Here is a 15341-nt window from a genome sequence, read left to right on the forward strand (position 1 = left end):
TAAGATTTAAAAAATTTGGTTTACTACATTGTATTTTTGTGTTTACATATTGTCCGTTTATGTAATAAATATTTTACATATAAAATATTTAAATGACTCTCATAAGGAATGCAAAATGTTAAAAGATACACTCAATAATGTCCGAATTCGAGATGAGCACATGTTAATTACCCCTGAAGAAATAAAAGCGCTTTACCCTTTATCACCTGAGTTAGAAACCCAAATTGCATCATCACGTCAAACCATAGTTGATATTTTAGAACGCCGAGATCACCGCTTATTAATTGTATGCGGCCCTTGCTCTATTCATGATACTGATGCTGCCATTGAATATGCACAAAAGTTAAAAAAACTAGCTGACGAAGTTAAAGATAATCTATTTATTGTTATGCGTGTCTATTTTGAAAAACCACGAACCACTGTTGGTTGGAAAGGTATGATCAATGATCCGCATATGGATAGTTCGTTTGATATTGAATTTGGTCTAAAAAAAGCACGTAAATTATTACTTGATATCGTCAAAATTGGGTTACCAATCGCGACTGAAGCTCTCGATCCCAACACACCGCAATATATTGGTGATTTAATTAGTTGGGCTGCAATTGGGGCAAGAACAACAGAATCACAAACTCATCGTGAAATGGCATCAGGTCTTTCAATGCCTGTTGGTTTTAAAAATGGGACTGATGGTAGCTTAGATGTCGCTATAAATGCGATGAAATCGGCTTCAATGGCACACCGTTTTGTCGGGATTAATCAGCAAGGACAAGTTACCGTACTTCAAACACTGGGCAATCCAAATGGACATGTCATTTTACGAGGTGGTAAAGCACCTAATTTTGATGCTGAAAATGTTGCACTCTGTGAGATCCAAATGCAAAAAGCAGGCTTACTACCTAATCTTATGATTGATTGCAGCCATGCTAATTCTAATAAAGATTATCGAAATCAACCCATTGTTGCGAACTCAATCATTGACCAAATTGAACAAGGTAATAATGCTATTATTGGTGTGATGATTGAAAGTAATTTAAACGAAGGCAATCAATCTTCCGAGCAACCAAAAGAAAACTTTAAATATGGTGTATCGGTGACGGATGCTTGTATTAATTGGGAAACAACCGATAAGCTGTTACGAAAAATGAATACCCTGTTAGGAAAACCATTACTTAATCGACAAAAACAGTCACCGCAATCATAATTCTGCTAGTTTAGATAAAATGCTATCGCCGACAATTTGCCGGCGATTTTTTTAGCCTAGTTGCTTACGTGCATTACGGAAAATACGCATCCAAGGACTATCTTCTCCCCAATTTTCGGGATGCCATGAATTGGTTACTGTTCGAAATACTCGTTCAGGGTGCGGCATCATAATCGTTGCTCGACCATCTTGTGATGTGACAGCGGTTATTCCATTTGGTGAACCGTTAGGATTAGCCGGATATTGCTCGGTCACTTGTCCAAAATGATCGATATAACGAACAGCAATTAAACCTGATGCTTCTAACGCATTTAGATGCGCTTGATCACGCGTTTCAACTTGTCCTTCACCATGTGAAACTGCGATTGGCATATGCGAACCTGCCATATCACTTAATAGTAAAGAAGGGCTTTGTTGAATTTGTACCAAGCTAAAGCGAGCTTCAAAACGTTCCGATACATTACGAACAAAACGAGGCCATAATTCTGCACCAGGAATCAAATCCTTCAAATTTGATATCATTTGACAACCATTACAGACGCCTAATGATAAAGTGTTATCACGTTGAAAGAATGTTTCAAACTCTTGTCGAACTTTTTCGTTAAACAATATTGATTTCGCCCAACCTTCACCTGCACCTAAAACATCACCATAAGAAAAACCACCACAAGCAACCAATGTACTAAATTGACTCAATGATACACGACCTTTTAATAAATCCGTCATATGCACATCAATGGCATCAAACCCCGCTCTGTCAAATGCAGCAGCCATCTCAACATGGGAATTAACGCCCTGTTCACGTAAAATGGCGACTTTGGGTTTAACGCCTTGAACTATATAAGGAGCAGCAATATCATTCTGAGGATCAAAGGTAAGTTTTACATTTAAACCAGGATCACTTTCGTTTTGTTTCGCTTGATGTTCTTGATCTGCACATTGTGGATTATCACGTAGACGTTGCATCTGCCAGGTGGTTTCAGCCCACCATGTTCGTAACGTGGTACGTGATTCACTGTAAACTACAGCTGAGTTGTTGCAAATAATAAATTGTTGCCCCGTCTTTGCTTCACCAAGCACATGAACGGTATGTGACAATCCATATTGATTAAAACATGCCATGACACTTTCCAGATGCTCGTTTGCCACCTGAATGACAGCACCCAGTTCTTCATTAAACAGGGTGGCAATCATATCGTGACCTAATGCTGCAATATCAACATCAATCCCACAATGACTGGCAAAAGCCATTTCAGCTAATGTGATAATTAATCCGCCATCTGAGCGATCATGGTAAGCAAGTAACGCATCTTGATTGATAAGCGTTTGGATAGCCCGATAAAAAGCTAAAAGCTCTTTAGCATCATGTACATCAGCTGTTTTTTGCCCTAAGTGACGATAAACCTGTGCCAATGCAGTCGCACCCAGTGCTTGATGGCCTTTGGAAAGATCAACAAGTAATAAAGTATTATCAACATCAACTCGTAATTGGGGAGTTACTGTTTTACGAACATCTTCAACACGAGCAAAAGCTGAAATGACTAACGATAATGGTGAGGTTACCGATTGCTGTTCACCATTTTGTTGCCATGTGGTTTTCATCGACATGGAGTCTTTACCAACTGGAATGGCCAACCCTAATATTGGGCATAATTCTTCACCTATCGCTTTTACGGCATGATAAAGTCCAGCATCTTCACCTGGGTGGCCCGCTGCAGCCATCCAGTTAGCTGAAAGCTTAATTCGCTTGATATCGCCAATGTTGGTTGCCGCTATATTGGTAATGGCTTCACCCACGGCAAGTCTTGCTGAGGCAGCAAAGTTAAGTAAAGCAACCGGTGCCCGTTCCCCCATTGACATGGCTTCACCATAATAACTATCTAAACTCGCCGTTGTCACAGCACAATCAGCGACCGGTACTTGCCATGGCCCAATCATTTGGTCTCGTGCAACCATACCGGTAACAGTGCGATCACCGATAGTAATTAAAAACGTTTTTTCAGCAACGGTCGGTAAATGTAAAACCCGTTTAACCGCATCATATAAATTGATATCAGCCGTTGAAAAATTATCGCCATGTGCTTGTTGTGTTTTGACTTCTCTTAACATTTTAGGTGTTTTACCCAATAAAACATCTAAAGGTAAATCGATCGGATTATTATTAAAATACTCATCATGTAGTGTCACCGTTTTATTAAACGTAGCTTCACCAATTACCGCATACGGTGCGCGTTCACGTTGACAAAGTTCATCAAATACATCAAGACTATCTGGGTGAATGGCGAGAACATAACGTTCTTGTGATTCATTACACCAAATCTCTAGCGGTGACATTCCGGGTTCATCACTTAAAATTTTCCGTAATTCAAATTGACCACCACAGCCACCATCACTGACCAGCTCTGGCATCGCATTTGATAGACCACCAGCCCCTACATCGTGAATAAATAAAATAGGATTATTTTTGCCAAGTTGCCAACACCGATCGATGACTTCCTGACAACGACGTTCCATTTCGGGATTATCACGCTGCACTGACGCAAAATCTAAATCTGCATCAGATTGTCCCGATGTCATTGATGATGCCGCACCTCCTCCTAAACCAATATTCATTGCCGGCCCACCTAACACAATTAACTTAGAACCAGCAGGAAACTCACCTTTTTGAATATGTTCTCGACGAATATTGCCCATGCCTCCAGCAAGCATTATTGGTTTATGATAACCACGAAGCTCATAACCATTGTGGCTATTAACGTATTCTTCATAGGTACGAAAATACCCCAAAAGCGCAGGGCGACCAAATTCATTATTAAATGCAGCGCCACCTAATGGGCCATCGAGCATAATATCTAACGCACTGACAATTCGGTCAGGCTTACCAAAATCGTGTTCCCATGGTTGTTCAAAATGGGGGATACGCAAATTGGAGACCGAAAACCCGACTAAACCCGCTTTCGGTTTTGCGCCTCGTCCTGTTGCGCCTTCATCACGAATTTCCCCCCCACTACCCGTTGCTGCGCCTGGCCAAGGTGATATCGCTGTGGGATGATTATGTGTTTCAACCTTCATCAAGATATCAGCATATTCCTGATGATAACTGTAGGTTTGATTACTACTATCAGCAAAAAAACGTCCAACTTGAGAGCCATCCATTACCGCAGCATTATCTTTATATGCAGAAGAAACATAATCGGGTGTCTTTTCATAAGTATTTTTAATCATTTTAAACAGCGATTTAGGCTGTTTTTCACCATCTATAACCCAATCGGCATTAAAAATTTTGTGTCGACAATGTTCTGAATTTGCTTGCGCAAACATATAAAGTTCGACATCCGTTGGATTACGATTGAGTTTTTGGAAGTTTTCAACTAAATAATCCATTTCATCTGACGCTAACGCTAAGCCTAATTTAATATTTGCCGCTTCTAATGCCTTACGCCCCTGACCTAACAAATCAATAGTAGTCACAGGAACAGGTTGTTCGACTTTAAATAACTGTTCTGTTTGTTCCAGACAAGTCAAAACTGTTTCCATCATTCGATCATGAATGAATGCCAAAAACTCGTTTTTTTGTATATCAGTCAACGGTGAACTCGTTTGAATATAATAAGCAATGCCTCGCTCAATGCGTTGAATTTGTCGTAAACCACAATTATGCGCTATATCGGTTGCTTTTGATGACCATGGTGAAATTGTCCCTATTCTTGGTATAACTAAAAAAAGCGTTTTGTTTGATTTGTTCGAAATAGTGATTTGAGCCGATTTAGGCCCGTATTGTAATAATTTCTCAAGGGTTAGCTGCTGGGCAGAAGTTAATTCACCTTTCAAATCAATAAAATGCAAATATTGTGCTTCAACACTCTTAATAGGGATAGATTGTTCAGAACAAGCAGAGAGAAGTTTATGAATACGAAATGCAGATACAGCAGAAGAACCAGCTAAAATTTTCATGCTAATTACTCTTTTTAAGCCAAAAACAGATAAAAAATAGAGCAATAGTATAAAAGAAAGTAAACAATGTGGCTATCTTTAAAACATTTATTGTGTTGTAATTCACCTTGTTATTTGTTATCGATTACATATAATATACCGTAACTAATAAAAAAATATCTCAGAAATATAAGAAATATGATAAGCACATTTACAATACTATTGATTTTCGTTCTACTGATTTCAATAGTGATAATAATCAGTTTATGTTTGAATTCAAGTTTAGACAATTTACAATCTCAAATTAATGAGCTAACAAAAAAAATTCAACGTTATGAATTAACAGAAAACAATACTAAGTCGGAAGAATCTGATCTTGTTCATTCCAACCTCAAAGCCACTATTGAACAGGATGTAAAAATCGCTGAAAAAAAACCTGAATATGTTGAGCAATCAGAAAACACCAATGATTTACAACAACTAACCAATATTCAACCGGTAACGTCAACACAAACATCACAACATCAACCATGGGAAAGCTCGCCATTAAGAAATCAATCAACCAAACAAGGCAAAAACCCCAGTGTTTTCAATTCGTTTTTTACCTGGCTTTTTCAAGGCAATTTGATAGCTAAAGTTGGCATTATTATCCTATTTTTTGGTCTTTCATATTTATTTAAGCATAGTATTGAAAATCAATTAATCTTACCTAATGTTCGTATTTTTGGTGCACTGATCTTAGGTTTAGTATTATTTGTGTTTGGTTGGTATTTACGCACAAAAAAACGGATATATGCCTTAATATTACAAGGCGGTTCTGTAGGTATTTTATATTTAACTATATTTGCAGCCTGTAAACTTTATGCACTTATTCCATTCTTAGTTGCTATTATTTTATTAATCACCCTCTGTTCAGTGAGCGTTTTATTCGCTGTTTTACAACGCGCAATGAGTTTGGCAATTATTGCCAGTATTGGTGGCTATTTAGCCCCGATATTGTTATCAACAAATTCAGATAATCACATTACATTATTCAGTTATTATTCCGTCATTTCGAGTGCAATTTTAGTAATTAGTATTTGGCAATCATGGCGAATACTTAACTTAATAGGATTTGTATTTACTTTTGTAATTACCGCATCATGGGGAATAATTAATTTTCGCCCAGAATTTTATACTGAATGCCAGTTTTTTATCATCGTTAACATGATAACCTATGGCATTTTAGCTACCTCATTAGCTGGTCATAAAACTAATAAGAAAAACCATCCACATATTATTGATATTATTTTATTTTTTGGCACCCCTATAACTGCCTTTATGTTGCAATATGCTATTACGCGACAATGGCCGCTTGGACCGACATTTTCTTCGTTGGGATTTGGAATATTTTATTTAACAATATTTTATATCACGTTACATTATAATCGATTTACATCAAGAACAAGTTCATTGTTTGGTATTGCAATAGGACTCTCTTTTATTACATTAGCGATTGCTCTTTGGTTTAATCTTGAATGGACAGTATTAATTTGGTTGTTTGAAGGCACTGCATTAAGTTGGGTAATGCTCAATAACAGACAGTTCAAATTTGCCATGCTAGGGGCATTCATTAATACATTTAGTTTGCTATACTTATGTTATAATTTGCCTAATTTAGTCTTTACCGTCACAGAAAATATATTCTTTTTAGGATTGATTAGCCTGATTTTACTGATTAATGCTCTTATTTGGCACTATTACTGTAATCAAAATAATTGGGGTAACATTTTCAAAATCGTATTTTTTGTATTGGCTAGCCACGCTTGGGTAATCTGGATTCTATATAGCATTATAAGAATTGACCAAATAACACATAAAATACCAATTTTACTTTTAGCTTTCCTAATTGCTACATGGGTCTGGTATTACATCGGTCAAAAACTAAAATGGACTATGCTCAAATTTGCTGTTTTACTGCTCTGGCCGATCATGTTATTTTTACGATTAATCAATGAAAAATTCTTATTTGATACTAATTTATTGACGACTAACTGGAACATGGTTTGGGCAATCGCCTTTTTGAGTTGCTATTTTTATTTGTATATTATCAAAGACAGATTAATTAAGGCTCAAAATTATTTTTATTTAATCCTGCATATTAGTTTGTTTTTGATGACTTTAGATTGGTTATTCTTTGAAATTAAGAATAGTTTAAGTTTATTACCACTAAGCTTAGAGACTATTCAATACTGTACATTATTCTTCCTGGATAGCGGTATTGTATTATTATTTTATCTTCTTGTTAAAAAAAGATTATTAACTCATTTTGCGATTAGTAAAACTTATTGGTTAATAGGTTTAGCCCCTATCATAATTTATTTATTTGTGAAATTATTCATATTTATCTTTTATAGTGGTCAAATAATCAATTGGCCTTATATACCAATATTTAATCCGCTTGAATTGAGTGCAATTTTTGCCTTACTCATGATTCGAATTTGGATAAAATTCAGCGCTTATTTCATACAATTTGATGATCAGAAAATTAGTCTGTCTAACATTAATCAAAAATTGCCTAATTTTGCTACCATACTATTAATTGTCATAGCTTGTTTATGGACCAACAGTATGATTTTGAGATGCTTAAGTCAATGGCTTGATATACCTTGGTCGTTTTATCAATTATGGAATTCCAAAATCATTCAAGCAACAATTTCACTTATATGGACGCTTGTTGCCGTTGTCTTAGTCACTATTGGTCATCGTTATCAACAACGTATTACATGGTTTACAGGAGTAACACTCCAAACTATTGTCGTAATCAAGTTAATTTTGATTGATAGCATTGAACTTGAGGGATTATTGAAAGCATTTGCATTTATTGCTATAGCAATACTGATGCTAATCATCGGTTATTTAGCACCATTACCGCCAAAAATAAAGGTTGAAAATAATGAGGCTAATAAATAGTAAATTACATATTTCACATAGGGTTAACTAACCCTATGTGTTAGATTATTATTTTTATTTATGGCTATTTCTTATTATGAATATAAAATAAAGTATAAAAATTAAGTTATTTATAATGTTAAAAAAAACAAAATTTAATCAAATTAATCACTCCAATTATTAAAAATACTGACTTGTTTTACTAAATTAATCTCAGTATATTGATTTAATGATCAATAAGTTTTATCGAAACGGAATTTAATATGATACTTGCAATTGATGTTTATTATATCGATACTCGAGCAAAAACAGTGGGGGTGTTATTTAATCATTGGTGCGATTCAAAATCTGACATTCAAAGTATAATTACTGACTATCAAGATAATGTTGCTCCTTATCAATCTGGTCAATTTTATCAACGTGAATTACCTTGCATTTTATCCCTGCTCAATAAAGTTGATCTTAATAAAATTTCAACAATTATCATTGATGGTTATGTGCATTTAAATGAAGGTAAAATAGGTTTGGGTGGGCATTTATATAATGCTTTAAATAAAAAAGTACCTATTATCGGCGTGGCTAAAAAACCTTTTGCAGGCAATAGTGACTATTTAATGGAAGTTGTCCGAGGTCATAGTAAACACCCGCTTTATGTAACCTCAGTTGGTGTAGCACTAACGAGTGCAGCTAAAAACATACAATCAATGGCAGGTAAATACCGAATGCCAGATATCCTCAGTTATTTAGATCAACAAACAAAATTATTCAAAACTGGGGAGTAATCACATTTAAAAAGTGATTTGCCGACATGATGTCGGCAAATCTGGTCAATTTAAGCTTCGTTCCAACTATCTCTTAACCCAACCGTTCGGTTGAATACTAAATTGTCATCGGTTGCATATTTACTATCTAAACAGAAGTATCCTTCACGTTCAAATTGATAAGCATGTCCAACTTCAGCATTTTGTAAACTTGGCTCAACAAAACCCTGTTTAACGATTAAAGAGCTTGGGTTAATGGTTGATAAAAAATCGTCTGCTGCCCCAGGATTAGGCGTATTAAATAAACGATCATAAAGACGAATTTCTGCTGGTTTAGCAAATTTGGCTGAAACCCAATGAATAACGCCTTTAATTTTACGTCCATCTTCCGGATTTTTATTTAAAGTGGCAGGGTCATAACTACAATAAATCGTTTGAATATTGCCTTGTGAATCCTTTTCAACCCGATCAGCACGAATGACATAAGCATTTCGTAAGCGCACTTCTTTACCCAATACTAAACGTTTGTAATTTTTGTTAGCTTCTTCTCTAAAATCAGCACGATCGATATAGAGCTCACGAGTGAATGGCGCTTCACGATGACCAAGTTCAGGACGATTTGGGTGATTAGGCACGTTGAGAACTTCATCAATTGTTTCAGAATAGTTTTCAATTACCACTTTAACAGGATCAAGAACAGCCATCGCTCGCGGCGCGTTTTCGTTAAGATCTTCACGGATACAAAATTCAAGCGTACTCATCTCTACCGTGTTTTCTTGTTTCGTCACACCAATTCGACGGCAAAACTCTCGAATTGAAGCAGGCGTATAACCTCGACGACGGAGACCCGAAATAGTTGGCATCCGAGGATCATTCCAACCATCAACGATTTTTTCTGATACGAGTAAATTTAATTTCCGTTTAGAGGTAATAGCATACTCTAAATTTAATCGAGAAAACTCATATTGATGTGGGCGAGCTTCAATCGTTATGTTATCTAATACCCAGTCATATAAACGACGATTGTCTTGAAATTCAAGCGTACAGAGTGAGTGAGTAATATTTTCAATCGCATCAGATATACAGTGGGTAAAATCGTACATTGGATAAATACACCATTTATTGCCTGTTTGGTGATGTTCTGCAAATTTAATACGATATAACACCGGGTCACGCATAACAATGAAAGGTGAAGCCATATCAATTTTTGCTCTTAAACATGCTTTACCTTCAGCAAATTTACCTTCTTTCATTTGAATAAATAATGCTAAATTTTCATCAATGCTACGATCACGATAAGGACTATTTTTACCCGGTTCTTTCAACGTGCCACGATATTCACGAATTTCATCAGGCGAAAGCTCATCAACATAGGCTAATCCTTTATTGATTAACTCAATCGCATATTCATATAATCGGTCAAAATAATCAGATGAGTAACAAATTTCACCATCCCACTCAAACCCTAACCAACGAACATCTTCTTTTATCGATTCAACATATTCGACATCTTCTTTAACAGGATTAGTATCATCAAAACGTAAATTACATTTACCTTGATAATCCTGAGCAATCCCAAAATTTAAGCAAATTGATTTGGCATGACCAATATGCAAATAACCATTTGGTTCTGGAGGAAAACGTGTATGCGTCGTTTTATATTTTCCTGCTGCAAGATCTGCATCGATAATTTGACGTATAAAGTTAGTTGGACGTGTCTCTGTCTCGGTCGGTAGTGAACCGCTCATAAAAACCTCTGATTGTTGTTAACTAATACAAAATTTTAACTATTAGTTTGGTTACTTATCTCATTTGACTTGAGAATATAACAAATTTTTTGTTTTTCTGAAATGAAAAAACAGCATGATTTGAATTGATATGCTTTTCTGTTTTCTAAAAACGAATTCCCAATAAAATTATTCTTCACCAGACTTTATTGAAACAACAAATCTTGCACCGCCTAAAGGGCTAGTGACAACAAATGCTTTCCCATTATGAAACTCTGCCATTAATTTTACATAAGCTAATCCAAGACCATATCCACCTGTTGAACGAGTTCGACTGGTATCAAGCCTTGCAAAAGGCATAAAAATTTTTTCACGTGCATCAAACGGGATACCGGGACCATCGTCATCAATCTCTATAATAACTCGATTGTTCTGTTTTGTAATATTTAAAACCGCTTTATGCGTTGCATATTTGAACGCATTAAGTAATAAATTCTTAACTATGGTTTCAACCAGATTAGTATCAATAAGCGCTTTTACGTCTTGACTGTGACAAACTAACTCAAATCCTTTAGGTTTGAATAATTCGAGAGATTGACAAACTTTTTCCGCCCACTGCTTGAGTGATACCGACGTTAAATTTAACTCAATATTACTTTGCTGCATTTTAAAGTAACTTAAACTGGCATTAATGAGCGTTTCAAGTTCATTAATATCATCGCTCATTCCTTTTTGCAGCAATAACTTTTCTTGTACATCATCACATTCTTCGAGCATACTGAGCTCAAATCGCATACGAGCCAGTGGCGTACGAAGTTCATGCGCCATTGCATGCGAAATGGTTTGATTAGTGCTAACTAAATGCTCAATGTGTGTTCCCATATTATTTAACACATTTGCTAACGGTTTAAATAACCAGCCTTTAACATTTTCAGTGCGCGCTTTAAGGTTTCCTTGACCAAGCTGTTCGGCTGTCTGTCTAATGCTAACCAAATCCTTCCAAACAGCACTAAACGCAAAATAGATTAAAATAAAAAAGACAATTGCACTAAAAAGCGCCCAAATAACGAGAAAAACACTTAAAGACATCGTGTTTGATTCTAGAATATCCCGCATCATAATAGGGCCTAGCTGAAGAAGATGCCCCTCTTTTAAATCAATATAGACCACTTCTTTGTCACCATCATAGGCAAATCCAAGTTCTGCTAGCTCTTTATTGATGGAATGGGGTAACGAAGTATGACTCGGTAAAACTTCAATCGGATACCCAAAATAGGGTTGCAGTTCATCTACCACTTCTTGCAGAGGACGATCTTTATTCTCATTAATTTGCATTCGAATCAGATTGACCGTACCTCGTTGTGATTCACGAAAGACAATGTGGTCATCAGGAATATCCGTTAATGAAGAAGGCAAAGAATCAAAAACGAGTAGTGCACCATAGGCAATAATACATTGTAGTGAAAGTAAGATAACCAGATAAAACACAATCCGACGATTAAAAAACAGCGGTTTTGCTAATAATTGTCTCAATGATTATCCCCTTCTCTCATAAATAGATAACCTTTACCTCGAACCGTTTTAATACGTGAAGGGTTATCAGGATCATCAAGTAACTTGCGTCGTAATCGAGAAATACGAGCATCGATAGAACGATCCGTTCCATCAAAATCTATACCTCGAACTTGAGAAAAAATATCATCACGAGATAAAATTTTACCTGCATTATTCGCCAACAACCAAAGTAGATCGAACTCTGCTGTGGTGAGATCGATTTCTTGACCTTCAAGTAATACTTTTCGATTTTCATCATCGATAATCAGATTATCAAAAATCAACGTTTTATTATTCGTTGCCGTGACGGGATCTTTATTTACTTCTTTCTCGGATTCAATTTGCTTTCGTCTTAGTAAAGCTCGAATGCGTGCCAATAATAACCTTGGCTCGACTGGTTTTGCCAGATAGTCATCTGCTCCCAATTCCAAACCGACAATTTCGTCAATATTATCTTCACTCGCCGTCATGATAAGAATATAGTTTGTAAACCATGTTCGTATATCTCGACAGATATCAAAACCAGATTTTTCGGGAAGCATCACATCTAAAATAACCAAATCGGGATTTATTTCTTGAATTTTTTCTTCTGCACCTTCACCACTATTATGCCAATCAACAAGATATCCTTGGCGAACCAGATAAACTTTTATTAAATTAGCTAACCTTTGATCATCTTCAATGATTAAAATACGTTCACTCATCTTAGGTTCTCATTACCGTAAATTGTGCTAAAAGAATCCTTATTATACAGACAATTTTAACTTCGTTACAAAATATATACAAAGAGCCTACAATGTTCAAAGCGACTCTGTGAGAAAATTTGCGCCAATATATATAAATAGACTATTTTTATTTCAAATATGAATACTTTTTCATCAATTACTAGTCATCTATATACACCATCTTATACACAACATCAAACTCCTATTGTTTTGTGTGACTTCGATGGCACCATAAGTGTCAAAGATGTGACAGATACATTGCTGAGTCATTTTGGTCAAGATGGTTGTGATGAGCTCGAAGAGTTATGGGTTAACGGTAAAATTGGCTCCCAAGAGTGCATGAGTAAACAAATTGCCTTAATGGATGCCAGTTTAGATGAACTCAATCACGTTTTATCACAAATCGAAATTGATTCAACGTTTAAATCATTCATTGATTATACTGAACAGAATAATATCCCAGTTCATATTGTGAGTGATGGGTTAGATTACGCAATTCAATTTGTTTTAAAACGACACGGTATAACACATATCCCGATATATGCCAATAAATTAATGCATGATAATGGGCGTAGTTGGCGTCTTGAATTTCCTTATGCGAATAAAAACTGTATTAAACAAAGTGGAAATTGCAAATGTAATCATGTTAAAAAACAACAATTCTTTCCACAAATACTGTATGTAGGTGATGGCACATCCGATTATTGTGTATCTCATAATGTGGACTTTGTATTTGCAAAAGACAAATTGATTCAATATTGTGAAACCAACAAGATTGAACACTGTGCTATTCAACGTTTTGCCGATGTCACGACAGCACTGAAAAAAACTCAAGATGCTCTTATCCCTGTCATGATGGTAAAATAATTAGGAATAATAATGAGTACAATTGAAGATTTATCTTATTTTTTACCGGGTAACAAAAATGGTGTACTTTTGATACATGGCTTAACAGGTACACCCAACGAAATGCGTATTTTAGCTAATGGTTTACATAAAGCCGGATTTACCGTGTATGCTATACAATTAGCGGGTCACTGTGGTACTGAAGAGGATCTTTGTAAAACCACTTGGCAAGATTGGTATCAAAGTGTAAAAGATGGTGCTGATTTTTTAGCAAAACATGTTGATAATGTTTTTGTTGCCGGTTTATCCATGGGCGCACTCCTTGCGCTTAAACTTGCATCAGATAGACCAGAGCAAATTAAAGGTGTGGGTGTTTTAGCACCAACTTTTTATTATGATGGTTGGAGCATGCCATTTTGGGCTAAAAAATTCTTTTTCTTGCTGGTGTATTTGAAAAAACTGGGGCTTTTCCAAAAGGTTTCTTTCATCGAAAAGCCACCTTATGGGCTTAAAGATGAGCGGATCCGAGCCGTTGTATCGGAAAGTATGCTGAGTGGTGATGCGGCATCTGCCGGACTTGCTGGAAATCCTTTTCCTGCACTGGCCGAAATGCAATTGTTAGCTAAAAACGTTCGCCAAGCACTACCTAAGGTGACTTCACCGTGTTTGATTATGCATTCTGGTCATGATGACATAGCTGATATTGAAACCAACGCTAAATTAGTTGAGAAACACGTTTCAGGATCAAAAAAATTAGTGGTACTTAATGATAGTTATCATTTAATTACAATTGATAGCCAACGTCGTGAAGTCATTAAAGAGTGCGCATCATTCTTCAATGAAATAGCAGAAGGAACCAATTCATAATGTCGCTATTAGTGATTATACTTTGGGTTAGTAATATCTGTTTTGATACATTAGGGCAAGTTGCTTTTAAATACGCAGCAACCGCCCCTAATAATCGAGATGGCTGGTATTACTGGGTTGATTTGGCTAAAAATCATTGGATCTGGATTGGTATAATTTCTTACGTTGCAGAATTTTTATTATGGTTAGCATTTTTAACATTGGTTCCGCTTTCTCAAGGGGTGTTGCTGGCATCATTTAATATCATCACCATTATGTTAGTTGGTCGAGTGCTTTTCAAAGAACTATTAACTGTTTACCGACTCATTGGTATGTTACTCATTACTGCTGGCGTAATCTTTGTAGGGATGTCTTAATATGGCTAGATTCTATTTAATCGGTTTTACGGTATTACTTTTTTTCGATACTATTGCACAATGTAGCTTTAAATTAACTGCCATCCATGCCGAACCACTAGCAATGAGTGTTGATTGGTTAGTCAGGGTATTTACTAATCCATGGATATATATCTCTATCGCTGGTTATGTTTTAACTTTTTTTACTTGGATGACTTTATTAAAAAAAGCCCCTGTTGGGCCAGCTTTTGCTGCCTCTCACTTTGAAGTTGTCACGGTTATGATAGCTTCGATATGGCTGTTTCATGAACCAATCACATTATATAAGTTAATTGGCACCATTCTTATTGTATCAGGTATCTTATTTTTAGCTTTAGCGGAAAGCCAATTGGCTAAGCAAAACGCTGATAATCATCAATAAAAGTTAATTCAAACTGTAGTTGATTTCTTAAATAATCAGC

The 15341-nt window shown here is 35.9% G+C and carries 11 protein-coding genes; 7 read left to right on the forward strand and 4 right to left on the reverse strand.

Features of this window, described 5'->3' with window-relative positions:
- Positions 1-115: 115 nt before the first annotated feature.
- Positions 116-1201, forward strand: a complete 1086-nt coding sequence (locus J3U35_RS00135) for a 3-deoxy-7-phosphoheptulonate synthase (RefSeq protein WP_267358804.1) — start codon at positions 116-118, stop codon at positions 1199-1201.
- Between the two features lie 51 nt (positions 1202-1252).
- Here the strand turns inward: J3U35_RS00135 and purL are convergent, their stop codons facing one another.
- A complete protein-coding gene (gene purL, locus J3U35_RS00140; protein ID WP_267358806.1) occupies positions 1253-5155 on the reverse strand; it encodes a phosphoribosylformylglycinamidine synthase in 3903 nt (1300 codons plus the stop codon).
- Positions 5156-5404: 249 nt separating this feature from the next.
- Between purL and J3U35_RS00145 the strand changes: the two genes are divergently transcribed.
- Positions 5405-8086 carry a DUF2339 domain-containing protein gene (locus J3U35_RS00145; RefSeq protein ID WP_267358808.1) on the forward strand — a complete coding sequence of 894 codons (2682 nt, stop codon included), beginning with the start codon at positions 5405-5407 and terminating at the stop codon, positions 8084-8086.
- A 242-nt stretch (positions 8087-8328) separates the two neighbouring features.
- A complete protein-coding gene (locus J3U35_RS00150; protein WP_267358810.1) occupies positions 8329-8847 on the forward strand; it encodes an endonuclease V in 519 nt (172 codons plus the stop codon).
- A gap of 50 nt (positions 8848-8897) precedes the next feature.
- On the opposite strand, the gene glnS is transcribed toward J3U35_RS00150, so the two are convergent.
- From glnS to J3U35_RS00165, 3 genes are all read right to left on the reverse strand, one after another.
- Positions 8898-10574, reverse strand: coding sequence for a glutamine--tRNA ligase (gene glnS / locus J3U35_RS00155; RefSeq protein WP_267358812.1), 1677 nt, complete (start codon positions 10572-10574; stop codon positions 8898-8900).
- A 168-nt stretch (positions 10575-10742) separates the two neighbouring features.
- Entirely contained in the window at positions 10743-12086 is a 1344-nt protein-coding gene (locus J3U35_RS00160; RefSeq protein WP_267350429.1) for an ATP-binding protein, read from the reverse strand.
- Positions 12083-12811: a winged helix-turn-helix domain-containing protein gene (locus tag J3U35_RS00165; RefSeq protein ID WP_267350428.1), complete on the reverse strand. Its 729-nt coding sequence runs from the start codon at positions 12809-12811 to the stop codon at positions 12083-12085. The genes J3U35_RS00160 and J3U35_RS00165 overlap by 4 nt, the downstream gene beginning before the upstream one ends.
- A 159-nt stretch (positions 12812-12970) precedes the next feature.
- Between J3U35_RS00165 and J3U35_RS00170 the strand changes: the two genes are divergently transcribed.
- Genes J3U35_RS00170 through J3U35_RS00185 form a run of 4 tightly spaced genes read left to right on the forward strand, consistent with a single transcriptional unit; the run spans position 12971 to position 15301 of the window.
- The gene (locus J3U35_RS00170) at positions 12971-13699 is read left to right on the forward strand and encodes an MtnX-like HAD-IB family phosphatase (protein WP_081299083.1); all 729 of its coding nucleotides are present in this window, start codon (positions 12971-12973) and stop codon (positions 13697-13699) included.
- A gap of 12 nt (positions 13700-13711) precedes the next feature.
- A complete protein-coding gene (locus J3U35_RS00175) occupies positions 13712-14545 on the forward strand; it encodes an alpha/beta hydrolase (RefSeq protein ID WP_220216405.1) in 834 nt (277 codons plus the stop codon).
- Positions 14545-14901, forward strand: coding sequence for an EamA family transporter (locus J3U35_RS00180; RefSeq protein WP_065558652.1), 357 nt, complete (start codon positions 14545-14547; stop codon positions 14899-14901). The genes J3U35_RS00175 and J3U35_RS00180 overlap by 1 nt, the downstream gene beginning before the upstream one ends.
- A 1-nt stretch (position 14902) precedes the next feature.
- Complete coding sequence (locus tag J3U35_RS00185) at positions 14903-15301, forward strand: DMT family transporter (protein WP_267350424.1); 399 nt, start codon at positions 14903-14905, stop codon at positions 15299-15301.
- Positions 15302-15341 lie beyond the last annotated feature (40 nt).

Source organism: Gilliamella sp. B2717, from assembly GCF_026536675.1.
Lineage (GTDB): Bacteria > Pseudomonadota > Gammaproteobacteria > Enterobacterales > Orbaceae > Gilliamella > Gilliamella apicola_I.

Excerpts from the sequence above, each read along its gene's own strand:
- J3U35_RS00135 (WP_267358804.1), top strand. The coding sequence starts at position 116 with ATGTTAAAAGATACACTCAATAATGTCCGAATTCGAGATGAGCACATG.
- purL (WP_267358806.1), bottom strand. The coding sequence starts at position 5,155 with ATGAAAATTTTAGCTGGTTCTTCTGCTGTATCTGCATTTCGTATTCAT.
- J3U35_RS00150 (WP_267358810.1), top strand. The coding sequence starts at position 8,329 with ATGATACTTGCAATTGATGTTTATTATATCGATACTCGAGCAAAAACA.
- glnS (WP_267358812.1), bottom strand. The coding sequence starts at position 10,574 with ATGAGCGGTTCACTACCGACCGAGACAGAGACACGTCCAACTAACTTT.
- J3U35_RS00165 (WP_267350428.1), bottom strand. The coding sequence starts at position 12,811 with ATGAGTGAACGTATTTTAATCATTGAAGATGATCAAAGGTTAGCTAAT.
- J3U35_RS00170 (WP_081299083.1), top strand. The coding sequence starts at position 12,971 with ATGAATACTTTTTCATCAATTACTAGTCATCTATATACACCATCTTAT.
- J3U35_RS00175 (WP_220216405.1), top strand. The coding sequence starts at position 13,712 with ATGAGTACAATTGAAGATTTATCTTATTTTTTACCGGGTAACAAAAAT.
- J3U35_RS00180 (WP_065558652.1), top strand. The coding sequence starts at position 14,545 with ATGTCGCTATTAGTGATTATACTTTGGGTTAGTAATATCTGTTTTGAT.
- J3U35_RS00185 (WP_267350424.1), top strand. The coding sequence starts at position 14,903 with ATGGCTAGATTCTATTTAATCGGTTTTACGGTATTACTTTTTTTCGAT.